Source organism: Pararhodobacter zhoushanensis, assembly GCF_003990445.1.
Taxonomy (GTDB): Bacteria; Pseudomonadota; Alphaproteobacteria; order Rhodobacterales; family Rhodobacteraceae; genus Pararhodobacter; species Pararhodobacter zhoushanensis.
The window spans coordinates 129666-153875 of sequence record NZ_REEZ01000010.1; the positions used below are offsets into that span (position 1 = coordinate 129666).

At 64.2% G+C, this 24210-nt stretch carries 16 protein-coding genes; 12 read left to right on the forward strand and 4 right to left on the reverse strand.

The window, feature by feature from the left end; genetic code table 11:
* Positions 1–51: 51 nt before the first annotated feature.
* The 5 genes from EAE28_RS18530 to EAE28_RS18550 all read left to right on the forward strand — a co-directional run bounded on the left by EAE28_RS18530 (position 52) and on the right by EAE28_RS18550 (position 6837).
* Entirely contained in the window at positions 52–1728 is a 1677-nt protein-coding gene (locus tag EAE28_RS18530) for a SulP family inorganic anion transporter (protein ID WP_127109055.1), read from the forward strand.
* Positions 1729–1869: 141 nt separating this feature from the next.
* Positions 1870–2703, forward strand: coding sequence for a 3-deoxy-8-phosphooctulonate synthase (gene kdsA, locus EAE28_RS18535; protein WP_127109057.1), 834 nt, complete (start codon positions 1870–1872; stop codon positions 2701–2703).
* Positions 2696–3508, forward strand: a complete 813-nt coding sequence (locus tag EAE28_RS18540; RefSeq protein WP_127109059.1) for a 3-deoxy-manno-octulosonate cytidylyltransferase — start codon at positions 2696–2698, stop codon at positions 3506–3508. The genes kdsA and EAE28_RS18540 overlap by 8 nt, the downstream gene beginning before the upstream one ends.
* A 68-nt stretch (positions 3509–3576) precedes the next feature.
* Positions 3577–4734, forward strand: coding sequence for a UDP-galactopyranose mutase (gene glf / locus EAE28_RS18545; RefSeq protein WP_246022469.1), 1158 nt, complete (start codon positions 3577–3579; stop codon positions 4732–4734).
* 213 nt (positions 4735–4947) lie between these two features.
* Positions 4948–6837 (forward strand): polysaccharide biosynthesis protein, encoded by a 1890-nt coding sequence (locus EAE28_RS18550; RefSeq protein ID WP_127109064.1) that lies wholly within the window; start codon positions 4948–4950, stop codon positions 6835–6837.
* A gap of 12 nt (positions 6838–6849) precedes the next feature.
* On the opposite strand, the gene EAE28_RS24375 is transcribed toward EAE28_RS18550, so the two are convergent.
* Positions 6850–9600 carry a calcium-binding protein gene (locus EAE28_RS24375; RefSeq protein WP_164736699.1) on the reverse strand — a complete coding sequence of 917 codons (2751 nt, stop codon included), beginning with the start codon at positions 9598–9600 and terminating at the stop codon, positions 6850–6852.
* A 191-nt stretch (positions 9601–9791) separates the two neighbouring features.
* Here EAE28_RS24375 and EAE28_RS18560 point away from each other — a divergent pair, with 191 nt between their 5' ends.
* Positions 9792–10778, forward strand: coding sequence for a glycosyltransferase (locus EAE28_RS18560; protein ID WP_127109068.1), 987 nt, complete (start codon positions 9792–9794; stop codon positions 10776–10778).
* Between the two features lie 8 nt (positions 10779–10786).
* Here EAE28_RS18560 and EAE28_RS18565 read toward each other — a convergent pair whose 3' ends face one another.
* Positions 10787–11614: an ABC transporter permease gene (locus EAE28_RS18565; RefSeq protein WP_127109069.1), complete on the reverse strand. Its 828-nt coding sequence runs from the start codon at positions 11612–11614 to the stop codon at positions 10787–10789.
* Between the two features lie 81 nt (positions 11615–11695).
* On the opposite strand from EAE28_RS18565, the gene EAE28_RS18570 reads away from it, so the two are divergent.
* The 5 genes from EAE28_RS18570 to EAE28_RS18590 are packed head-to-tail and all read left to right on the forward strand — an operon-like array spanning position 11696 to position 17355.
* Positions 11696–12991 carry a KpsE/RkpR family capsule polysaccharide export protein gene (locus EAE28_RS18570; RefSeq protein ID WP_127109071.1) on the forward strand — a complete coding sequence of 432 codons (1296 nt, stop codon included), beginning with the start codon at positions 11696–11698 and terminating at the stop codon, positions 12989–12991.
* A 15-nt stretch (positions 12992–13006) separates the two neighbouring features.
* The gene (locus tag EAE28_RS18575; RefSeq protein ID WP_127109073.1) at positions 13007–13678 is read left to right on the forward strand and encodes an ABC transporter ATP-binding protein; all 672 of its coding nucleotides are present in this window, start codon (positions 13007–13009) and stop codon (positions 13676–13678) included.
* Positions 13679–13700: 22 nt separating this feature from the next.
* On the forward strand, positions 13701–14813 hold the full coding sequence (locus EAE28_RS18580; protein WP_127109075.1) for a hypothetical protein: 1113 nt from the start codon (positions 13701–13703) through the stop codon (positions 14811–14813).
* Positions 14810–16387 (forward strand): glycosyltransferase, encoded by a 1578-nt coding sequence (locus EAE28_RS18585; protein ID WP_127109077.1) that lies wholly within the window; start codon positions 14810–14812, stop codon positions 16385–16387. The genes EAE28_RS18580 and EAE28_RS18585 overlap by 4 nt, the downstream gene beginning before the upstream one ends.
* The gene (locus tag EAE28_RS18590; protein ID WP_127109079.1) at positions 16384–17355 is read left to right on the forward strand and encodes a hypothetical protein; all 972 of its coding nucleotides are present in this window, start codon (positions 16384–16386) and stop codon (positions 17353–17355) included. Before EAE28_RS18585 ends, EAE28_RS18590 begins: the two co-directional genes overlap by 4 nt.
* Here the strand turns inward: EAE28_RS18590 and EAE28_RS18595 are convergent.
* Positions 17316–21392: a glycosyltransferase family 2 protein gene (locus EAE28_RS18595; protein WP_164736700.1), complete on the reverse strand. Its 4077-nt coding sequence runs from the start codon at positions 21390–21392 to the stop codon at positions 17316–17318. The genes EAE28_RS18590 and EAE28_RS18595 overlap by 40 nt on opposite strands.
* A gap of 128 nt (positions 21393–21520) precedes the next feature.
* Positions 21521–23311, reverse strand: a complete 1791-nt coding sequence (locus tag EAE28_RS18600; RefSeq protein ID WP_127109083.1) for a glycosyltransferase family 2 protein — start codon at positions 23309–23311, stop codon at positions 21521–21523.
* A gap of 146 nt (positions 23312–23457) precedes the next feature.
* On the opposite strand from EAE28_RS18600, the gene EAE28_RS18605 reads away from it, so the two are divergent.
* Complete coding sequence (locus EAE28_RS18605; RefSeq protein ID WP_127109085.1) at positions 23458–24168, forward strand: sulfotransferase; 711 nt, start codon at positions 23458–23460, stop codon at positions 24166–24168.
* Positions 24169–24210: the final 42 nt, after the last annotated feature.

Genomic DNA, 24210 nt, shown 5'->3' on the forward strand with positions numbered 1-24210 from the left:
TGAAGAATGGCGCGCTAGGGTCGCGCCATTCACTGTGAGCAGGTAACTTTCATGCCATCGTCCGACCGGCTGGTACCCGCCCTGGCGCGCGTTCTGCGTGAGGGCTACACGTTCGATCACCTCAAGCGCGACGCCATCGCCGGGCTGACCGTGGCGATTGTCGCGCTTCCGTTGTCAATGGCGATTGCCATTGCCTCGGGCGGGACGCCCGCGATGGGGCTCTATACGGCGATTGTCGGCGGGTTCTTTATCTCGGCCCTTGGTGGCAGCCGGTTCCAGATCGGCGGCCCGGCGGGGGCGTTCATCGTGCTGGTCGCCGCGACGGTGCATGATTACGGCATCGCGGGCATGATGCTGGCCACGATGATGGCGGGGGTGATGATGGGGGCGCTGGGGTTGTTCCGGCTTGGCTCGTACATCCGCTTTATCCCCTATCCGGTGACCGTTGGCTTCACCAGCGGCATCGCGGTGATCATTTTTTCCAGCCAGATCAAAGATCTGCTGGGCCTGACCCTGACGGGACCAGAACCCGGACCGCTGTTGGAAAAGCTGCCGGTGATCTGGGACAGCCTGCCCAGCGCCAACCCTGAGACGATTGCACTGGCGGCAGTGACGATTGCGCTGATTGTCGGGCTCAAGCGGTTTGCGCCGCGTCTGCCCAACCTGCTGATCGCCGTGGCCGGAACCACGGTTGCCGTCTGGGCGCTGGGGCTGAACACGCCGACCATCGTGTCGACCTTTGGCGACGTCCCTGCGATGCTGCCGCTGCCCAGCCTGCCGCCCTTTGATACCACTCTGGCGCTGGCCGTGTTGCCCAATGCCATCGGCTTCACGCTGCTGGGCTCCATCGAGGCGCTGCTGTCCGCCGTCGTCGCCGACGGGATGAGCGGCAAGCGGCACAATTCCAACATGGAGCTGCTTGCGCAGGGGGTGGCGAATATCGCGTCAGCGATCATGGGCGGGATGGTGGCCACCGGGACCATCGCGCGCACCGCCACGAACGTGCGCGCGAATGCCCATAGCCCGGTGGCCGGGATGCTGCATGCATTGTTCATCCTGCTCTTCATGATGGTTGCCGCCCCCCTGGTCGGCATGGTGCCGCTGGCCGCGCTGGCCGGGGTGCTGGCCACGGTTGCGTGGAACATGATCGAGCGTCACGCCATCGCCACACTGTTCCGCTCGTCGCGCGGGGATGCGGCGGTGGTGCTGGTCACGCTGCTGCTGACCATCTTCCGCGATCTGACCGAGGCGATTGTCGTCGGCTTTTCGCTGGGTGCGGTGCTGTTTATCCACCGCATGTCCAAGGCGGCCGAAGTCTCGACCCTGATGCCGGACGATGACACCGACGACGAAGCCCCCGACGTTACCCGAAGCGACGAAATCCTGATCTACCGCATCCGCGGCGCGTTCTTCTTTGGCGCGGCGGCCTCGGTCGGGGCGGTGCTGGAGCGGATCGCCGATACGCACCGGGTGATGATCATCGACTTCGCCGACGCGGCGCTGGTGGACTCCACCGCGCTGCACACGGTCGAGGGGCTGGTCACCAACGCCAGTCGCCGCAACGTCGCGGTGATCCTGACCGGGGCGTCGCAGGAAACCCTGACGCAATTCGCCGCACATGGGTTGCAGCCCCCCATGGTCGAGATTGCAGGCACCGTTCAAGAGGGCGTCACACTGGCGCGCGAGAGGCTCGGCCGCCCTGCCCCCCTCGCCGCCGAGTTGACCTGAGACCCGCCACAGCCTATGCACCGCAAAGATACGACCATGCCGACCCGCTGCCTGCGTCGTCATGGTTCTGACCGATTGGCCCTCAGCAGGTCCGCGCTGCATCAAGGCACCGTCTGACCCTGCGCTGAACAGAGGAAATCCATGTCCCATATCGTTACAATCGGCGACATCGCCATCGGCGGATCGAACCCTTTCGCGCTGCTCGCCGGACCCTGCCAGCTGGAAAGTCTGGACCACGCGCGCGCCATGTGCGCCGGGATACTCGAGGCCTGCGCCCCGACCGGAACCAAGCTGATCTTCAAGGCCAGCTATGACAAGGCGAACCGCTCGTCCATCGGCACCGAGCGCGGGCTGGGGATGGACGCGGGGCTGGAAATTCTGGCCAAGATCCGCGACGAATTCGGCGTGCCGGTTGTCACCGACGTGCACGAGCCGTGGCAGTGCGAAAAAGCCGCACAGGCCGTTGACGTGCTGCAAATCCCCGCCTTCCTGTGCCGCCAGACCGATCTGCTGCTGGCCGCCGGTGAGACGGGCAAGGCGATCAACGTCAAGAAGGGCCAGTTTCTGGCCCCCTGGGACATGCGCCACGTCGCCGCCAAGATCGAAAGCACCGGCAACCGCAACATCATGCTGTGCGACCGGGGCACCTCGTTCGGGTACAACACGCTGGTGACGGATTTCCGGGGCCTGCCGACCATGGCGCAGACCGGCTATCCGGTGGTTTTTGACGCCACCCATTCGGTGCAGCAGCCCGGCGGACAGGGCGCAACCTCGGGCGGGCAGCGCGAATTCGTGCCGGTGCTGGCCCGTGCCGCCTGCGCCGTGGGCATCTCGGCGCTGTTCATCGAGACGCATGAAGACCCCGACAACGCCCCCTCGGACGGCCCCAACATGGTGCCGCTGGACCAGATGAAGGCCCTGATCGGCCGGTTGCGCGCCTATGATGCGCTGACCAAGGAGAACTTCGATGCGTGATGCTGTGATCGTCATACCGGCGCGCTATGCGTCGACGCGCTATCCTGCGAAACCACTGGCCACGCTTAAAGGCGTCTCGGGCATCGAGCGCACGCTGCTGGAACGCTCGGTGATGGCCGCCCGCGCCGCCGCCGTGTCCACGCGCGGCGTGACCGGCCTGTTCGTTGCGACGGATGACGAGCGCATCGCGGCCGAGGCCAAGCGCGTGGGTGCCGAGGTCATCATGACCGACCCGGCCTGCGCCAATGGCACCGAGCGCGTTGCACAAGCCGTTGAGCGCGCCGGACTGGGCCAGCCGATCATCGTCAACCTGCAGGGCGACGCGCCGCTGACACCGCCGCATTTCGTCTCGACCCTGATCAATGCGATGCGCGAGGATGAGACGCGCATGGTCGCGACGCCCGTTCTGCGCTGCGACCGCGAGTCGCTGGACAATTTCCGCAACGACCGGCGGCTCGACCGCGTCGGGGCAACGACGGTGGTGCGCGACCTCAAGGGCAACGCGATCTATTTCTCGAAAGAGGTGATCCCCTTCACCGGCACGCTGAAGGCTGACGGTCCGATCCCGGTGTTCCACCATGTCGGCCTTTACGCCTATACGCCCGAAGCGCTGCGGCTTTACGCCAGCCTGACGCCTGGTGAGCTGGAACAGCTGGAAGGGCTGGAGCAACTGCGCTTCATCGAGCACGGACACAAGATCGCCGCCGTCGAGGTCAGCGCGCCGGGCGCGGCCTTCTGGGAGCTGAACAACCCGTCAGATGTGCCGTTGATCGAAGACTACCTACACCGGATGGGCATGGAGTAACGGGTAACGGGGGCGTCGCCCCCCTCTGTGGCAGCCAGAGTTTTTCAGACAAGATGATGAGGCGCGGATTGGCTCAACAGCGTGAGTATCTGGTTGTCGGAGCAGGGCTTTCAGGCGCGGTTTTGGGCCGTGAGCTGGCAGAGGCCGGGCACCGGGTGCGCATCATCGAGGCGCGCAACCACATCGCCGGGAATTGCCATACCGAACGCGACGCTGAAACCGGCGTTCTGGTCCATGTCTATGGCCCGCATATCTTTCACACCAACGATGCCGAGGTGTGGGAATACGTGTCGCGGTTCGAGCAGTTCCGCCCCTACAAGAACCGCGTGAAGGCGCAGACCGGTGGGCGGGTGTTTTCACTGCCGATGAACCTGCTGACCATCAACCAGTTCTTCGGCAAGACCCTGCGCCCCGACGACGCCCGCGCCTTTGTCGAAACACAGGCGGATCTCAGCATTACCGATCCGCAAAGCTTTGAAGATCAGGCGCTGCGCTTTGTCGGACCCGCGCTGTATGAAGCCTTCTTCAAGGGCTATACCCAAAAGCAATGGGGCTGCCACCCGCGCGAACTGCCCGCCTCGATCCTCAAGCGCCTGCCGGTTCGCTTCAACTATAACGACGACTATTTCGCACACCGGTTTCAGGGCATCCCCGAAGGCGGCTACACCGCGATGGTTGCGCGCATGCTGGATCATCCGGGGATCACCGTGACGCTCAACACGCCCTATGAACCGGCGATGGCCGACACGGTCGACCATGTCTTCTGGTCCGGCCCGCTGGATGGCTGGTTCGGCTATGACATCGGGCGGCTGGGCTACCGCACGCTGGATTTCGAGCGTTTCACCGCGCCGGGCGACTGGCAGGGTTGCGCCGTGATGAACTATTGCGACGCGGATGTGCCGTGGACGCGGATCACCGAGCACAAGCATTTCGCGCCGTGGGAAACGCATGAAGGATCGGTCCTGTACCGCGAGTTTTCGCGCGCCGCCGCGCCGGGGGATACGCCGTTCTATCCGATTCGGATGGTCGAAGAGAAAGCCTTGCTGGGCCAATACACCGCGCGCGCGCAGGCTGAGCGTGGGGTAACCTTCATGGGGCGGCTGGGCACGTATCGTTATCTCGATATGGATGTGACCATCCGCGAAGCGCTGGACGCGGCGCGGGGCGTCCTGACATGCCTCAACCAAGACACGAGGATTCCGGCGTTTTTCAGTCAACCGGCCTGAATTGCTGCATCGCGGCATAACGCTGCGCCCCTTGCCGCGCTGCCACTCGAACAGGCAAAGACTGGCACGAAGTCGCCATTCGATCAAATTTGACGGTAAATCTTGGTGCTTTTTGGCGGAAAATCGCCCATTCTGTGCTTAGGGATGTTCATTTGAATCCCAAGGCTCCATTTGATCCTCTCGATTGAATACTGCAGTTGCATTGGTAAACGCATGCTCGAACGCCTAACCACTCTTTCGCGGTCGGCCAAACAGACGATTCTGTTGGTTCTGGATATTGTCCTGGTTCCGGTGTCACTGTTGGTGTCGATGGCGATCTTGTCGGGCTATCTGCCGAGCGCGGCGGCAATCGTGGCAGAAGCCCCCGCGCTGATCCTGCTCACCACGGCCTCGGCGTTTTTGTCGATCGCTCTGGGTCTGCCCCGTGTTCAGCTGAAATCGTATGAGCTTTCGGCACTGGGGCGCTCGGCCGCATTGGCGGCTGTGCTGGCCGGGATCCTGGGCATCATGGTGATGGCCGGATTGTCCGATGTCGAAGTCGGCGCGCCCGTGGTTCTGGCGCTGATCTATACGGTGTTCAGTGCGGCTTCGCGGCTGTTTTTGCTGCAAATCCTGATCTCGGTCTATCGTCAGACCGGGGCCGAAACCCGCGTGATGATCTACGGCGCGGGCGTGACGGGGGTTCAGCTGGCAATGGCGCTGAAATCCTCGCAGGATGTGCGGTTGCTGGGCTTTCTGGATGACAACACGGTGCTGCATGGAATGACCGTTGCCGGGCAGACGGTTTACCCTGCCCAGCGCATCGAAATGCTGCTTGAGACGCACAAGATCGACAAGGTTCTGCTGGCGATGCCCTCTCTCAGTCAGCCGCGTCTGGCTCAGATCGCCCGCCGCGTGTCCAGACTGAAGGTCGAAGTGCAGACCCTGCCGTCCTTTGCGCAACTGATCGGTGAAGAGGCTATCGTCGACAAACTGGCCCCGGTCTTGCCGCAGTCGGTGCTGGGGCGCGAACATTTCGCGGACGCGCTGGACGGTGGCTGCGGGGCGTATGAGGGGCGTGTGGTGATGATCTCAGGCGCTGGGGGCTCGATCGGGTCCGAGCTGTGCCGCCAGATCCTGCACTGCAATCCCACCAAGCTGGTTTTGCTGGAAGTCACCGAATTCACGCTGTTCTCGATCGAGCGGGAATTGCGCGCACTTGCCGAAGAGACCCTGTGCCAGATTGTCCCCGTGCTGGCCTCGGTCTGCGATGCCCGCGCGGTGACTGCGACAATCCGCGCGCATGGCGTCAACGTCATCCTGCACGCCGCAGCCTACAAACATGTGCCGATGGTCGAACGCAATCCCATCGCCGGGATCAGCAACAACATCTTTGGCACGCTGACCATGGCGCAGGCGGCTGCCGACACCGGGATCGAGCGTTTCGTTCTGGTCTCGACCGACAAGGCCGTGCGCCCGATTGGCGTGATGGGCGCGACCAAGCGTCTGTCGGAAATCGTCGTCGGCGATCTGGCGCGGCGCAACAGCACAACGATCTTTACCATGGTGCGGTTTGGCAATGTCCTGGGCTCGTCTGGCTCGGTCGTGCCGATCTTTTACGAGCAGGTCAGCCGGGGCGGGCCGGTCACGGTCACCGATCCTGACGTCACGCGATATTTCATGACCGTCCAGGAAGCCTGTCGCCTTGTGCTGTGGGCCGGAACCCTGGCTCAGGGCAGCGGTGAAATCTTTGTGCTGGATATGGGCAAACCGGTCCGCATCGTCGAACTGGCGCGTCAGGTCATCGAAGGCTCGGGCTATTCCGTCCGAAATGCAAGCAACCCTGACGGGGATATCGAAATCATCACCACGGGCCTGCGCGACGGCGAAAAGCTGCACGAAGAGCTGTCGATTCATCAAAAGCTGGCACCCACAGCCCATCCCAAGCTGTCGCGCGCGCGCGAGGTTGCCTTGTCCGAGTTCGAGATTGCGCGCGCGCTGCAAGGGTTGCGAAGCGCGGTGGACAAAGGCGACGCGAATGCCGCGGTCGAGGAAATGATGCGCTGGGTCAAGCGGGATCTGGTCGCCAACACCGCCCCCGGCGTTGCCACCGGCGACCTGTGACCGCGGCCATCCTTACATGATCTCGATATAGTCGGGCAGGTTGTCCAGGTCATCGAACCCGTTCAGGATGACCACATTGCCACCGACGTCGCTGAAGTCGAGCACCACATTGCCTTGATCATCCAGCGAGCCGAACCGCTCGACGACCTGTTCTGCCGTCAGATCGCCAAGGGGGAACCAGATCCAGTCATCCAGACGGATCAGGTCGCCGTCATCGGGGTTGAAGTCCATCAGCCTGCCGGTGTCGTGATCGCGGAAGAACTCGAACACATCCGCCCCGCCGCCGCCCCAATACAGGTCATAGCCAGAACCACCGCGCAACGTGTCGTTACCGGCGCCACCACTGATCTCGTCGTCACCCTCACCACCCACGAGCCAGTCATCGCCCGCACCGCCCTGGATCGTGTCGTTACCCGCATCCCCCCAGACGCGATCATTACCACTGCCCGCATCAATACTGTCGTTACCTTGCTTGCCATACAGCAGGTCGTTCCCGTCGCCGCCAGCGACCAGATCGTCGCCTTTGCCGGCCATGATCTGATCGTCGCCGTCGCCGCCCAGCATTGTATCGTCACCGACCCCGCCCCAGAGGGTGTCGCGACCGGTGCCGCCATCCAGAACATCATTACCACCGGCACCAAAAAGCACGTCATTGCCGCCACCGCCGCGCACGGTGTCCTCGCCCCGGCCGCCGCCGGCGGCATCATCGCCGTCCCCGGCATCAATCAGGTCATTCCCCCAGCCGCCAAAGATAAGGTCGGTGTCGACGCCCCCCATCGCCGTGTCATCGCCGTTGCCGCCGAACATCCAGTTGCGTCCGCCTGTGTCGGAAAGATAGTCGTCGCCATCGGCACCCCCCAGAGTGTCGGCCCCGCCGCCCCCGAAGATGGTGTCATTCCCGGCCCCGGCCATGAGCAAATCCTTGCCACCGCCGCCGTCGATCCAGTCATTGCCAACGCCGCCAAGGACGGTGTCCTTGCCGCCCCCGCCGATCAGCGTGTTTTCGCCATCGATGACCTCGATCGAATCCTTGCCATCCCCGCCGTCGATCCAGTCATTGCCGACGCCGCCAAGGATGGTGTCTTTGCCGCCCCCGCCGATCAGCGTATTATCGCCATCGGTGACCTGTATCGAATCCTTGCCACCCCCGCCGTCGATCTGGTCATTGCCGTCGCCGCCGGACAGAATGTCATTGCCATGGCCACCCTCGATGGTGTCGTCGCGCTCGGTGCCCGTCAGCACATCGCGCAAATCGCCGCCGATCAGATGCACGCCATCATTGGGCGGCGGTGCTTCCTGAGGTTCCTCAGGCTCGACATAGGCGAAATGATCGCCCCAATCGAAGCCCTCGGGGAACAGATCCTGAAGCGACAGCGGCCGTCCGTCCGCGGCCGTCAGAATGATGAAATGACCGCGATACTCAAGGATCATGCCATGCGACGTTGTGGTCACCGTCAGTTGCGACGCATCGCGCAGCATCGGCAGATCGGACAGGTCCAGCCGGTCCATACCACGCTGAAAATCGGTGATTTCGGTCGTGCCACTGCCATTGCGGATCACGAACACATCCTGTCCGCCACCGCCCGACATCTGTGTCCCACTGTCGCCGCTAACCAGAATATCCGAGCCCGCGCCACCCACCAGCGTATCATTCCCGCCCAGCGCCATAAGAATATCGTCGCCGCTGGTGCCCGTCAGCCTTTCGGGAGTGTTCGTGCCGCCCTGCACTGTGCCCAGCGATGACAGGTCCAGCGTGAACTGCGTCACACCGCTTTCATTCTGCGCGCCGACGAAGATATGCAGCGTCGTTCCTTCGACCACCATCGAGATCGCGCTGACCTTGTGCATCGAGGTATCGCTGGTGTCGCCGACGGTCTGGATCGCCACCAGCGAGCCATCCGGCAGCATCTGGAAAAGCGTCACCCCGTTATCTGCACCGCCCGCAACGACAAAGACATGGTCGCCCACCTGCACCACATCCATCGCCTGCACACCCTCAAACCGGGTGTTGCCGGTGTCGACCACGTGGTCAACCGGCACCAGAGCGCCGCTTTCGGTCAATCGCATCACCGACAGCGACGAGGTTCCGGCGCAGGCAAGGATGACATAGGTCATCCCGCCGATCTGCACGACCTCCATCGCGGTCGGCGCGTCAATGCCAAGACCCTGCTCGACTCCTATGGTGCCGGTTTCGGTCATCCGGCCATCGGCCTGATCGACCCGGAACGCCGTAACCCCGTCCGTATCCCCGCCCAGCGCTGTCAGCACATAGCTGTGGCCCCCGACCGTGACGCCGACAAGGTCCACCAAGTGCGACCCATCAAAGCTTTGCGGGAACAGCGCGCTGGTGCCGTTGGTCATGGTGAGCAGGGCTTCAAGATGGCCCGTGCTGCCGTGCTCGGCGGCATTATCCGCATGCCACCAGCCGGTCGTTGTCTGTCCACCTATGGTGCCATCGGCGCGCAGTTCATAACCGATCAAGCCCTGCGCACGGGTGCCGATCAACAGCGTGAGACCGTCGCCGGTTTCGGCGAGGATGATTTCGTCGTTGACGGTGCTGGTGATATTGTCGGGAAAGATCACCTGCGTATTCAGATGCGCCTGACCGTCGCCGCCGATGACGTAATCGACCAGTCCGCCATTGCGGCCTGTGCTGGAATACAGATGCACCTGCCCACCGACGAGCACCGCTTCGAGATCGGTGATGCCCGCATCGAGCATTTCCGTCCCTGACCCGATCACGCCCTGCAACTGTAGCCGCATGATGACACCCTTAATCCACCGGGGACCAGCCTGCCGCGACCGCATGGCACCCGGCGCCCGAGATTACGGCGAAATCATGGCGTTCATTTTGCATTCGACTCGATTTGCGCCGGGACTTTGGGCCGTCCGTACGGCAGGATTTGACAGCATCGGCCCGGCGGCCTAGCTGGGCTGCGGCGAAGGGGAACAGGATGCACAACTCAACAGGGGCCGGAAACGGGCGGGTCGTGGCGGTGGTCGTGACCCATCAGCGGCTGGCCCAGCTGCGCGTCACGCTGCCCGCCCTGTTGGCCTGCGACCCGCAGGCGCTGGCAGCCGTGCTGGTGGTCGACAACGCGTCGGACGACGGCACGCCTGAGTGGCTGACCGCGCAATCAGATCCCCGCCTGAGCGTGCTGCGTCTGGATGAGAACCGCGGCGGCGCGGGTGGGTTTGAAGCGGGCATGCGCCGCGCGATGCGCGATTTGTCGCCCGACTGGATCGTTGTGATGGACGATGACGCACGGCCCGAACCGGGTGCGATGGCCGCGTTTCAGGCGCTCGACCTGAGCGGCTATGACGGTTTCGCCGCCGCCGTGCGTCACCCGAACGGTGCGCTCTGCGAGATGAACCGCCCGACCTATAACCCCTTTTGGCACAAAGGGATTTTGCTGCGCACCCTGCTGGGCGGCGGGCGCGGCGCGTTCCATCTGGGGCCCGAGGATTTCGCCACCCCCGGCCTGCGCGCGATCGACGGCGCGTCCTTTGTCGGTTTCTTCGTCCGCGCAGCCACCGTGCAACGGCGCGGCTATCCTGACCCCGCGCTGTTTTTGTATGGCGACGACGCAATTTATACGATGGGGCTGTCCAAGGCCGGGCACCGGCTGGGTTTTGACCCCTCGGTGCGGTTCGAGCATGACAGCAGCACCTATTCCGCTGCCGATCCCCGGATCAAGCCACTGTGGAAGGTGTATTACTACCACCGCAATCTGCTGATCCTGTACCGCATCGCCACCGGCATCTTCTTTGTGCCGGTGCTGTGCCTGTACCTGCCCAAATGGCTGCTGCGCCTGCGCCACCACCGGGGCGAACGCGGGCGCTTCCTGCGGCTGTTCGGGCTGGCTCTGATCGACGGCCTGCGCCGCCGCACCGACCGCGCGCGGGCCGAGGTGTTGCGGATCGCCGAGGGTCGCCGCTGACAGCCGCGTCAGCGGTTGAGCAGATAGAGGTGATGCTTGCGCAGCAGCATCAGACCCACGACCAGCGGAATCAGTGAAAAGAGCACCACATAGGTGACCGAAATGTAGTTGGGCTGATACGTGGAATAGAACGCCTCGCGCATCATGCCGGTGATGTGAATGAGCGGATTATACCACATATAGCCCTGCGCTTCGCTGGGCAGATCCTCGTACAGCAGAATGACGCCCGAAATGATCATCAGGGGCGCTGACATGATGCCCCAGATATTCGACCAGATCACGACGCGCTCGAACAGGTAGCAGTTCAGCACACCGATGCCGAACCCAAGCAGCGCCGACAGCGCCATCGACAGGATGGCCATCGGCCAGTCAATGATCAGCGTCAGGCCTTCGTAGAGGATGATCCCGGTCAGGATCAAAACCGTTACCGCAACGGTAACCAGTGTGTTCAGGATCAGCCGCGCCAGCACGGCATCCATCCAGGTCACGCCGGGGTAGGAAAGCAAGGCCTTGGAATAGCTCAGACTTTTCGCGATCATGCCCGAGTTGCTTCTGAACATGGTGAAGGGCATGATCCCCGTCGCCTTGAAGAAGATAAAGCTGGTCCCCAAGGATGGTGACCGGGCGATCAGCGAAAACGCCAAACCCAGAATGATGATCGTCGCCAGCGGCTGCATGATGGCCCAGGCAAAGCCACCGGGTGTGCGGCCAAAGCGTGTCGTCATCTCGCGCAGGACCAGTGCTGTAATCGTCCGCACCGACCGGAAATTGCGTGACAACGCCACGTCCGGGATGCGCCCGGCTGGCAGACGTGGCCCTGAAATGTCGCTCGCCACCTGTACGTCCTTTTTCTGGCCTTTGGCGCGGGGACTATGTAGAAATCACGCCGACAAGGCAAATAACCTTTGGAGAGCCGCGTGAACGACGACACACCCGCAAGGGGCAAGCGGCAACTGGACCCCGGCAACCCTCAACTGGCGCGACAAGCGGAACGACAGGCGGCGCGCAAGGCCCGCGCTGCCTCGGCGCTTTCGGGGGACAATGACACGGACCAGAGCGAGCCTGCCGCCGAAATGCGGGTGCGCCCCGTCGCCGCGCCCGCCCGGATCCGGCGGCGCCATCGGGGGCTCTTTTTGTCGTTCGTCATGATGGTGATCCTGCCGGTCACGCTGGCAACGGCCTATCTGTACGTTCTGGCGCATGACCAATACGCCTCAACCACCGGCTTCACCGTGCGCAGCGACGATTCCGCGTCGGCATCGGAAATGCTGGGGGGATTGAGCGCGATCGTCGGCGGCGGCTCGTCGTCGAATACCCATGTTCTGTATGCCTATATCAAGAGCCAGCAACTGGTCGAACGCGTGCAGGAACAGGTCGACATTCGGTCGCTCTATTCGCAAAACTGGGACTCGGATCCGCTGTTTTCCCTGTGGCCCGATGCCACCATCGAAGATCTGCTGTGGTTCTGGCAACGGATGGTTATCATCTCGTATGACATGAACTCGGGCCTGATGGATGTTCAGGTCAAAGCGCATACCGCCGAAATGGCGCAGCGGATCGCGCGGATCATCGTCAGCGAGAGCGAACAGATGATCAACGCGCTGAACGAACAGGCGCGCTCGGACGCGATGTCCAACGCCGAGTCCGATCTTGAGGCCGCTCTGGCGCGCCTGCGCAGCGCGCGTGAAGACATCGCCAGTTTTCGCGCCCGCACGCAGATTGTCGACCCGCAGGCCGATATCGCCGGACGGATGGGCGTGATCAACGGGCTGCAGGAGTCGCTGGCGACGGCGCTCGTTGACTATGACCTGCTGTTGCAGACCACCGCGGAAAGCGACCCGCGCGTGCGTCAGGCCGAGCGCCGCATCGAAGTGATCCGCCAGCGCATCGGCGAAGAACGGCGCAACTTTGCCACACAGGACGTGACTGTCTTTGATACCGATTATCCGCGTCTGATCGCCCAGTTTGAAAGCCTGACGGTGAATCAGGAATTCGCCGAGCGTACCTATACCGCCGCTCTGACCGCGCTGGACGCCGCACGGTCGACCGCCCAGCGCCAGAGCCTGTATCTGGCAACCTATGTGCAACCGACACTGGCGCAGCGGGCAGAGTATCCTCAGCGGGCACTTCTGGTGCTCCTGACGCTGATCTTTGCCGGGCTCATCTGGTCGGCTTTGGCGCTTATCTACTACAGCCTTCGCGACCGGGGTTAACAAGGCGGCGACCCGATGATCCAGTTCGACCACCTGACAAAGGGATTTTGGGTCCGCGGCGAATATTCGCCCGTGATCCGAAATCTCAACCTGACGTTGCCGACGGGCAAGTCTCTGGCGCTGTTGGGCGGCAACGGCGCGGGCAAATCCACCCTGCTCGAGCTGATCGCCGGCACCATGCAGCCGGACCGTGGCGGCGTGTGGAGCGACGGCAGCATCTCATGGCCAGTCGGCTTTGGCGGCAGCTTTCACCGCGACCTGACCGGCGCGCAGAATACCCGGTTTCTGGCCCGGGTGTATGGCGTTGATACCGACGAGCTGATGGACTTTGTGCAGGACTTCGCTGAGATCGGACGTCACTTTCACATGCCGCTGCGCACGTATTCTTCGGGCATGCGATCGCGCCTGACCTTTGGCATCTCGATGGGCATCCCGTTCGACACCTATCTTGTCGACGAAGTGACCGCCGTCGGCGACCAGCGGTTCCGCAGCAAAAGTCAGGCGCTGTTTCGCGACCGGATGAAGCGATCCAGTGCTATATTGGTGAACCACAACCTCGAAGAGCTGCGCTCGTTCTGCGATGCCGCCATCGTGCTTGAGAACGGCACGCTTGCCTATTTCAACGACCTCGACGAAGCCGTAGAGCAGCACAAGCGGAACATGGCCGCGCCCTTGAACAATGCCTGACCGGAGCGAAGCAACGGGACCGATGAGCACCGCACGCGAACTGATCCTGCATATCGGTCATTACAAGACCGGGACAACGGCGCTGCAGGTTTTTCTGGAAAGCAACCGCGCGCTGCTGGCGCAGCAAGGGCTGAACTACGCCGACGCACCGGTCAAGTTTTCCAAGCATTCGGCGCTGGCGTTTTCGTTGCTGCGGGCGGCGGGCGTGACCGAGCTGATGCATGACTTTCGCAACAAGCACTCCGCGCAGGAGTTGTGGCAACAGCTGTTCACCGCCACCCGTGCCCTGCCCGAAGGCGCGTCGATGCTGGTCTCCTCGGAAGAATTCATCCGTCTGGGTGCCCATCCCGCCGCTGCCGCGCTGCTGCGCGCACAGATCGACACCGCGCGCGATCTGCGTTTTCGGGTGGTCGTCTATCTTCGCCCCCCGCAAGAGCATCTGAAAAGCTGGTACAACCAACTGGTCAAGATGGGCATCGATGTCGGCAGCTTTGACGCCGCCGTGCGCGCGCAGATGGAGGCGGTGCATTGGGATTACGCACTGGCGCTCAAGCCGTGGATCGAGATCTTCGGCCCCGAGGCCATCGTACTGCGGAGCTTCGAGACATCGCTGCGTGTCGGCGACGGACTGTTTGAGGACTTTCTCGCCGGTCTGGGCCATGGCCTGCCGCTGGCGGCGGTTACCGGCTCTCGTGATCCCAATCCGCGCATGGATGACCGCCTTCTGGGCATTCGCCGGGCGCTCAACCGCTCCGGCCTGTCGGCGGACATGGCCCGGCAGGTTATGGACCGCGCCCAATCCAGTCTGGACGCCGAGGCCGCGAGCGATGCCCTGACCGATGCACCCGGTTTCGACACCATCCGCCAGCGTGCCGAAGACGCTATCGCTGCGCTGGCCGCCTTGCCCGGGGCGGAGGGGCTGGATGCAACGGTGCTGCGCGCCGCCCTGCCCGCGCCGCAGGACGCAACCGAACGACAGCTGGAACAGACGGTCGCTGTGCTGAGCTTCGAACTGGCGCAGATGCGCACAATCCAGTTGCGGCAGGCCTTGAGGCTCAACCTGCTGGAAAAGCGCCTGGACAAGGCAGAGGCCGCCGGCACCGGCGCCCCTGCGAAGCCGGACGACGAGGCGTGAGAGTTCTTTTTTACAACTGGGCCGATCACCGTGACCCAGAGCAACGCGGCGGTGGCGTCAGCGTCTATCAGCGCAACATCATCAAGGGCTTGTCCAAGGTTGACGGCGTGGAAACCGCGTTCCTGTCCTCGGGACTTGCGCACACGCTGCTGCGGCGAAAGCCGCACGTCATCACGCTGGAGCGCGGCGAAAGCCCGCGTTATGCGCTGGTCAATTCGGGTCTGGTTGCCCCCTCTCATGCCGATTTCGCGGGCGTGGCACAGCTTGAGCACGCCGAAACCGAGGCCGCCTTTGCCGAATTCGTCGAGCGGACCGGCCCATGGGATGTGATCCATTTCAACAACCTCGAAGGGCTGCCCGCCAATGTGCTCAGCCTGAAAAAGCGCTGGCCCGGCACCCGCTTCGTGCTGTCGCTGCACAACTATTATCCGTTCTGTCCGCAAGTGAACCTGTGGTTCGCCGAGCGTGAGACCTGCACCGATTTTCACGGCGGCGCCAGTTGCACCCGATGCCTGCCCGCCCAGCCCGAGCCGCGCTCGATCCGGGCTGCCTATGCCATTGCCTGGTCCTTGTCGCGCTGGCGGCTGGGGCCGGGAACCGGTTTTTATGAACGGTTCTTTCGCCCGGTGATGGGCGCGGCATGGCGCGGCCTGCGCCGCGTCCTGCGCGCGCGCCACATGCGCCGCAATGCCGCGCTTGAGACGGCACTGGTCACGGTGGCAGAACCTGCCGCCCTGTCGCCCGCCTCTGCCAATGTTCCCCCGATCGCCGCTGCCGGGACACATCACGCCCCCGCGGAACCGCGCCCGCAACCGCCTGCGGCTGCCGCCCCCTTGGCCGCAGCCTTTGCCCGCCGCCGCGCGCGGATGGTGGCGCTGATCAACGCCCATTGCGACTCGGTGCTGGCGGTGTCCGACCGGGTGCGCCAGATCGCGCTGACGTATGGTGTACATACCTCGCGGCTGAGCACGCTCTACATCGGCTCGGCCGAGGCGGGCGAATGGCACTACAGCCAACCGCGCCCGGCCTTTCTGCGCGCCGATGGCACGATCCGGCTGGCCTATCTGGGCTATATGCGGCGCGACAAGGGCTATCATTTCCTGATGCGCGCGCTGGCGTCGTTGCCCGAGACGCTGGCCAAGCGTGTTCATCTGACCGTCGCCGCCAAATCCGGCGATGCCGAAGCCATGGCGCTGCTGAACGCCCTGCGCGGTCATCTTGGGGCTGTGCAGCATAAGAACGGCTACACCCACGACACGCTGCCGACGCTGCTGGCCGATGTCGATCTGGGCGTGGTTCCGCCCGTGTGGGAGGACAACCTGCCACAAGTCGCCATCGAAATGCACGCCCGCCATATCCCGCTGATCACCTCGGATCGTGGCGGCGCGCAGGAGCTGGGGCGCTGCAATGATCTGGTGTTCCGCGCCGATGACAGCGACTCGTTCCGTCACGTCCTTGAGCGGATCCTGGACGGCAGCACACTGCCCGCGCAGTATTGGGCCAATGCCATGGCACCCGTCGGCCTGCCCGAGCATATCGAGGCGCTGGTCAAGATCTACCGCGAGACGCCATGAAAGCCATTATCCACATCGGCACGCAAAAGACCGGCACGACCACGATCCAGTCTTTTCTGAACCTGAACCGGTCTGCCCTGTCGTCGCAGGGGATCCGGTTCGAGCCCTTCACGCCGCGCAACATCGCGCAGATGGAGCTGGGCCTTGCCGCCATCGTGCGCGCCGGGGACACATTGGACGTGATGGGCAAGCGCCACGCAATCGGGGTGCGGGGCCGGGAAAGTCAGGCCGCCTTTGTCGACCGGCTTGAGGCGCGGCTGCGCGCGGGCGTGGCGGAATGGCCCGAGCATACCTTTCTGGCCTCGAGCGAGCAGATCCATGCGTGGTGCTATAATCCGGCGCGGATCACGGCGCTGCACACGTTTCTGAGCGGCATTTTCGACGACGTCCGCTATGTCGTCTATTACCGCAGTCAGGAAGACTTCATGCTCTCGACCTATTCCGAGAACATCCGCCGCGGTGAGATGCTGACGCTCGATGAACATATCGACGACATGATCGGCAAGATGAACTTCAACCGCCGGGTGCGGATGTGGAGCGATGTTGTCGGGCGCGACAACCTCACGGTGCGTCTGTTCGATCCGGCGCTGATGCCGAACCGCGACCTGCTTGATGACTTCTGTGCCCAGACCGGCGTGAACCGCGCGCCGCTTCAAACCCCGCCGCGCAAGAATGAATCGCTGAGCGTCGAAGAGATCGCGCTGTACCGCGACCTGAACCGCCGGATTCCGATGATGCTGCGCAACGGCGCGGCGAACCCGCTGTTCTTTCTGCTGGTCCGCCTGATGCGCCGTCGCCTGCCGCAGCCCGGCACACGCGTGCAACTGAGCGAGGCCCAGCGCGCCCGCATCCACGCCCAGAATGCCGAGAGCAACGAACTGCTGCGCCAACGCCACTTCCCCGAACTGCCAACGCTGTTTGGCCCGCGTCAGGCCCCGGCGCAGACCCTGCGCACGAACTCGGACTGATCCCACGGCACCGAGACCTCGGGATCATAGATCACGTCGCGTCCTTCAGACACCAGCGCCAGATACTTGCGGTATTCCTCGGCGTTGTTGAAATGCTGGCGGCGGGCAACTTCGGCCAGCGCTTTGGCGCGGAACGCCGCGTTGTATTTGAAATGCGCAAAGATCAGCGCGCGCCGCGCCAGCTTTGTGTCTGCCACAAAATGCAGCCCCGCCGACAGCCGCATCCACGGCCTGTATTTCAGCAACGCGATCTTTTGCGCGACGAACAACTCTGCGCGAGAGCCGGGCAGCAGCCGGTGACGCAACGCGCTGGTCCAGATCGGCGAATCCGAATACGGCCCGCGCGCGGCTGACGCGGCCAGAAACGGGTCGCGGTCCACGAAACCGGCCTGCGCAAAGGGCGTGTCGCTGACGAAATCGGCCTGCGCCAGCGAGCCTTGGGGATACATGTCCAGCATGAAGATCCGCGCCGCATCGGCCCCGGCGAAATCCTCGCTTTCAACCAGATCCGGCAGGTTGCCCGTCAGATCGGTGTTCCACAGCAACAACTCATCCGCATCCGCCATCAGCGACCATCGGCCTGAACGGAAGTTGGCCATCAGCGCCTGTTGCCACGCCACACCGTAATGCGACTGGTTGTAAGGGGTATCGACCGAAAACAGCGCCACATCAGGTTGCTCGGCCAGATACTCAAACGTTCCGTCATCCGAGCCGTTGTCGGCCATCAGGAACCCTTGCACACCCAGCGCCCGGTAGTGGTCGAAGAACCGGGGCAACATGAACATCTCGTTGCGCAGACAGGCGACAACGGCGACCGGGGCCGCGTTCACCGCGCGCAACTGCGCATCCGACGAGATCAGATCCAGCGTGTTCGACCGCCCGCCCAGCCGCACCGGCTGAAAGCTGGGCCAGATCTTGGACGGGCGCGGCAAGGGGTCGGACAACCCGGCCAGCACCTCGGCCATGCGCTCGTGCCCGTCCAGATGCGCCAGTTTCACCCCACTGCCGGCGAACGGCAGAAAGCCGTTCTCCCACGCCGCGACCAAGGGCCCGCCCGGCTTGGTCCGCCGCAAGACGCTGACCCGGTAGTCCGTGCCATCGACCCAGATATCACCTTTGGCCAGCAGATCGCCGACCAGCTTGTCCTCCATAAAGGACAGGTGGATCAGCTCTTGCCCCTCGGGACTGGCGGCAGCGGAAACCAGACGATCCATCGCGTGTCGTGACAAGGCATAGCCCGAGCCGCCATCGGCATAAACCGACGGTTCGGGTGACTTGTCCAGTTCAAGCCGCCCGCGCGCGCTGCGCGACTTGGGCATGTGCCAGCTGCGGTCCATCTGACCACGCACACGCGTCAGACGGCGGCCATAATAGTCCACCCCCCGATGCGCCAGATCCCCGAACCATGCCGCCGGGTCCAGAAAGCAATCGTCATCGACCTTGACCAGATGCGCAAAGCGCGTGTGGTCACGCACCCAGCGCGCCATCGCCAGCGACTTTTGCGGCAGGCCTTCATAATCGTCGGGCGCGTCCAGATAGACCACATCTCCGTCCCGCCGCCCGTCGCCGCCACCGACAAAGATCAGCGCAGGCACGCCCATCCCGGCGAGCAGCGGCAACCACGTTTCGCGGATTGTCTGCACGCGGGTGCTCAGGTTGGGCTGGCAGGAATACAGGCACAAAAGCGTATCCTGCACCGGATCCGCCTGCGCCCAGAGATCGGCGGTGCGATCGTCGCGCGGCTCCGACAGGTCCGGCCCCAACAGCGGGTCAAGCACGGCGGCGATCCGCGTCACCGCCGGGTGTGCACCCTGCGCGTGCAGCAGGCTTTGCAGCGCCTGTCGCGGCGCGGCCTGCGTCGCCAGAGCCGCCCGTTCATCGTGTTTGGCCAGCGTTTCCGCCAGCGCCTCTACCCGCTCAAGCAGCGCCTGCGCCTCGGCGGTGCGCTCTTGCGCCAGCAGACCACGCGCCAGCGACAAGCCCAGAGTCAGGCCGAGAAAATTGGCATAAGCGCCACCAAGAGGGACCAACCGGTTCAGAACCTGCGCCAGATGCGCCGGCTCGGAGGGGTCAGCCAGCATCGCACTAGCTGCGGATCGCAGAGCGCTTTTCAAGCGGCCAAAGGGCGAGCGCGTCACATCGGGATTCGCCGTGAGCAAGCCCTGACGGGCCAGAACCAGCGTCGCCGGGTCGCGCGGCAGCGCCGCCCTGGGAAAAGCGAGCCCCCGTAACGCCGCTTCGCTCGGATCAAGCCCCTCGACCAAGGCTGCCAGCGCCTCGGCCGTGTCATCCTCAGCCACACCGCCCGCGCCGAACAGGTCGCGGCGATACCGGGCCAGATCACAGGCTCCAAATTGGCGGAAGAGGTTCAGCGCCTGATTCAACACAACGCGCCCTTCGGGCGTGGTCTGGGCATCCGCCTCGATCAGCGCGTTGATCTGCGAAAAGGCCGATTGCACGGTTGCCAGCTCTGAAGGCAGGCTCCAGCCGTCCCGGGCCTGCGCGTCACGGACCAACGCCCAGAAAGCCCGGCTAAGAGCGTACACATGACCGGTTACCCTGATCGCGCGTTCACGCAGCCATGCAGGCAGCGTCTCAGAGGCCGCCAGAACAGCGATCATACCCTGCATCAGGCTCTTGCAACTGACCCTGTCCCAATATTCTGCCGACCGGCTCTCCAGCAGGTCCAACGCCGCATTGATTATGTAATCGCGCCCGTTGTCCAACGGCAGGCGACCCTGCAAATCAGGAGCCGAGACCGCTGCTTGCTCAAGCACCCAGCCCACTGCCGGTGTCGATATCCATCCGGGCCTTGGGGGCGCCAGCCGCCAGATTGACGTCGAAACCTTGTCGAACCGACCTTCCTCATAATCATACGGAAGCAGAATAGACGTCGTCCACAGGTCGTCCTCGCTGGCCGGTTCCGGCGGAGGCAGTGCCAGTTCACGGCGCAACGCCATCAAATCGCGAACGCGGTCATGCAGGCAGAACCATTCGGTCACCCGCGTGATCAGCGCAGCGCGTAGCGGGCCGGAGTGTGGCAGGGCCGCAAGCTCGGCGCGCAGCAGGGCGAGCGGGTCACTGTCAGGCGCGCCACGCATCTGCGCGCCGAAGCGATCGGCGATCAGGGGCGTCGGGTCATCCGGTTCCTCGGATGGCGGCATCAGCACCGTCTCCGCCGCGCCCTCGGCGCGCCCCTCGGCCAGATAGCGGCTCAGCCCGAACAGGTCCGCAGCTGCGCCCAGCGCCGCGCGCGCCTTTGGCGTGAGCTGTGCCAGCACGCCTGCGTGGCGCGCGTGTTCGATCGCCTGCAAGGCTGCCCGGTCATCCAGAGCAAAGCCGCCCGACTGCGCCAGCGCCTCGATCCGGGCGGCGACCTGCGCACGCTCCAGCGTGAAGCTGCCCAGCGCGCGCCCGTTGGCATCGCTCAGGGCCAGGTCCAGCGCCTCGGCCCCGCCGTCCCAGACGCGGCCGGGCAGGACAGCCGCCAGCGCGTATTCCGGCTGACCGCTGCGCATCGGAAAGGGCAGTCTGCGCAAGACGGCGGGAATATCCTCGGGGAAACCGGAAACGCGCAGGGTTCCGGCAGCGGTATGGGTGGCGGGCAGCCCGCGCAGAAGAACCTCGAACGCCTCGCTCAGATGCACGCCCGGCTGCGCATCGGCGCTGCGTTTGAGCTCGACAAGGCGCACACTGTCCTGAGCCAGCGCACCAGCGGTTTCCACCCACGCGATCTGCTTCAGCGCGGGAAAGCCCCGACGCAGAAACAGCCGCCCGTTCCGGTCAGGCCGGGGCAGCGCATCAAAAATACCCACCAGTGTGTGGTCGACCCTGACCTCGACACGCCCGGCCGAAAAATGCAGATCAACGCTCAGGGGCCGCGGGGCAAACCGCCACGGCAGCCTCACCTCACGCCGCCACCCCGCCGCATCGCGGCGGTTGACCACGATCAGCTTTTCCGAGGCCCGGATCGACAGGTGAAACGGAATCGTCTGGCGTTGTTCGTCATAGAAGTTGAGGTTCAGGACCGCTGCCATCGAAAAATCAGCGAAACACTGAAACCGGGCACCTTGAGCGGTTCGGAACGGGAACATAACAGTCCTTGCTCAAATCGGAGTCACAAAGCCTGCTTATCGCCTGTCACCCCCGGCGTTGCAACGTCGCGTCACCGGGCGCGGCGAAAGAGCCGCAGAGCTGCGTGCACCCAGCGCGGCGTTTCAGGGTCGGCGCGGACATCCTGCTCAGCGGATAGCCATCGTGCGAACAGGGCAAGGGCCAGCGCCAGCGGCCACCGCAAGACACCCCTGCCCCGGCGCAAACGCACCAGCCGCAAAAACAACACCCCCCGCCAGCCACGCGGCAGCGCGGGCTCGCCGGGGAACGCGGCGATCTGGCGGCGGGCGCGCAGCAAGCCCGGCACCGCGACGGGGCGATCCGGAGCGCCCGCGACTGCCAGCCGTGTATAGCCCGCCTTGTGCGCTACCAGAGCGCTGGACAGGACCACGGCCTGCACGGCGGCAATGCCCGCCGGGACACGCAGATCCGGTTGCATTCCGGCCAACAGATCGCGCCGGATCACGCGGTTCGCCAGTAAAGGATACAAGAACAGCGCCGGGCGCGCGCCCAGCGGGATCAGGCCGCCGTGCACTGGCAGCGCATCCAGATCAGTCGCGACCCGCGTGTTGTCGGTCCAACCGTCGTGATAGCCCAGCGTTGCGCGCTCAAACCCGCCCATCGCCAGCCGAGCCTTGCTGGCCTCGCCAAGATTGACCAGCCGCATCGCGCCGTCGGGCAACAGTGTCTCGCCCGCACCGAGCAGCAGCACCCAGCGGCCTTGCAGCGCTTCGGCAAGCGCGGCCAGCGTCACCGGCGCTTCCAGATGCTGCACCGGCAGGTCCGGTGGCAGCCCGGCAGGCAGCGTGCGGCCCACCACCACAAGCTCGAAATCCGCCATTGTCTGCGCCAGCACGCCCGGCAGGGCGGCCTGCGCGTCCCCCAACAGGACCACCGACAGCGGTATCTCTCCGGCCAGCGCCAATCCCAGACCCCGGCTGATCTCAGGATCCCAGTCTGGCGACCAGAGCACCCCCAGCCGTTCGAACAACGCCACAACGCCGGTCAGAAACTGCGCGCGCCGCCTGCGGTCGCGCAGCGCCAGCGCGCGTTCGTGAACCAGCCGCGTTGCCAGCCGGGCGTAGCCCTCATGCGGGTTGGACATGCCGCTGGCCATGATCAACGGGTACAGGCGATCCAGCACCCTGAGTTGCTCGAACACCCGGTCGCTGTCGGCACCGGTGATCTGACCCATCCGCTCGCGACGGTGGCGGTACAGCGGCTCGGGCACATAGGCCAGCGCCGGCGCCCGCGCGGCAAGTGCCCAGAACACCTCGTGATCCTCGAACCAGCTGCCCTCGGGATAGGCCAGCCCGTCGAACAGTGCCCGGCGATAGAGCTTGTTCCACGCCGACGGGAACTGGCGCGCAACCTCTCGGGCATCGGTAAGCGCGATGGTCCGCGCCGTTTCCGGCCCGGTGCTGGCGTGGATCGCCGGATGCATGCGCGCGCTTTCGTCGGGATAGGTCAGCAACACGGCGCAGGCGGCCCAGTCGGTGCCCTCACGCTCGATCGCGGCGTGCAGGTCGGCCAGAAAACGCGGCTCAAACGCGTCGTCACCGTCCAGAAACGCGACAAACGCCCCACGCGCCAGCGCCAGCCCGGCGTTGCGCGCGCCGGAAAGCCCGCGATTGGCCTGACGAATGAAGCGAAACCGCGCATCGCCGGCCACCGCGGTCTCGGCCACCGCGCCCGACCCGTCGGTCGAGCCGTCGTCGATCACGATCACTTCGAAATCGGTCAGCGTCTGGCCCAGCAGACTGGCCATGGCCGCGCCGATCTGCTCCGCGACGTCGAACACCGGCACGATGACCGAAATCAGAGGAGAAGCGGTGCCATTCATGCCTCTTGTTCCCGCGCGCGGACGCGACTGTAAAGCCCTCTCAGTGGCGTTTCACAACAGCGGAGCCTGAGCAGGAATTGGTTGTCCCCTTCTGGGTAGCACGCTATTCGTGACAAAGTGTGTAGAAAGATCAGGGTTCCCACGACGTGACAGAGTCCAAACCGAAACCGGCCGGGATCGAGGGGCACGTCTTCGTTGTCACCTATGGCCGGTCAGGCTCAACCTTGGTGCAGAACCTGCTCAACGCTATCCCCGGCTACTGCATCCGGGGCGAAAACAACAACACACTGGGACTGATGGCGCGCTCGTGGCACGAAGTGCAGGGCAACACCATTCTCAACAACCTCGCGCGCAACGGCGTCGAAACCTCGCCCGAGCATCCGTGGTATGGCGGCGAAAAGATCAACGCGAAGCGCTATGGCCGGTCGCTGGCTCAGGTGTTCTCGCGTGAAATCCTGTCGCCGCCGCCGGGCACCCGCGTCGCCGGGTTCAAGGAAATCCGCTGGGCCAACGAAGGCACGCCGCTGCCCATTTCGCTGAACTTTCTGGCCGGCTTCCTCAAGAACAGCCGCTTCATTTTCAACACGCGCGACCATGACGAGGTGGCGCGCTCGGGGTGGTGGGCCACGATGGACCCGGACAAGGTCAAGGCCCGGCTGGCCAAGGCCGAAGCCGCCTTTACGCAATACCGGACGCGCCATCCTGAGCGGTGCCTGCACATTCATTACAACGACTACGTCAGCGATCACACCAAGCTGAAGCCGATGTTCGATTTCCTTGGCGAGCCGTTTGATCTTGACCGTGTCGACGCGGTGATGAGCCGCGAACTGACGCATCTGAAAGAAGACGACGCATGATCCCGGCCCGGACTGCCATGCGGTTCGGTCCGGTTACCCAGA

Coding starts and splice junctions, on each gene's coding strand:
- EAE28_RS18540 (WP_127109059.1), top strand. CDS start 2,696: ATGCGTGATGCTGTGATCGTCATACCGGCGCGCTATGCGTCGACGCGC.
- EAE28_RS18550 (WP_127109064.1), top strand. CDS start 4,948: ATGCTCGAACGCCTAACCACTCTTTCGCGGTCGGCCAAACAGACGATT.
- EAE28_RS18595 (WP_164736700.1), bottom strand. CDS start 21,392: ATGGCAGCGGTCCTGAACCTCAACTTCTATGACGAACAACGCCAGACG.
- EAE28_RS18600 (WP_127109083.1), bottom strand. CDS start 23,311: ATGAATGGCACCGCTTCTCCTCTGATTTCGGTCATCGTGCCGGTGTTC.
- EAE28_RS18560 (WP_127109068.1), top strand. CDS start 9,792: ATGCACAACTCAACAGGGGCCGGAAACGGGCGGGTCGTGGCGGTGGTC.
- EAE28_RS18590 (WP_127109079.1), top strand. CDS start 16,384: ATGAAAGCCATTATCCACATCGGCACGCAAAAGACCGGCACGACCACG.
- EAE28_RS18580 (WP_127109075.1), top strand. CDS start 13,701: ATGAGCACCGCACGCGAACTGATCCTGCATATCGGTCATTACAAGACC.
- kdsA (WP_127109057.1), top strand. CDS start 1,870: ATGTCCCATATCGTTACAATCGGCGACATCGCCATCGGCGGATCGAAC.
- EAE28_RS18530 (WP_127109055.1), top strand. CDS start 52: ATGCCATCGTCCGACCGGCTGGTACCCGCCCTGGCGCGCGTTCTGCGT.
- EAE28_RS24375 (WP_164736699.1), bottom strand. CDS start 9,600: ATGCGGCTACAGTTGCAGGGCGTGATCGGGTCAGGGACGGAAATGCTC.
- EAE28_RS18575 (WP_127109073.1), top strand. CDS start 13,007: ATGATCCAGTTCGACCACCTGACAAAGGGATTTTGGGTCCGCGGCGAA.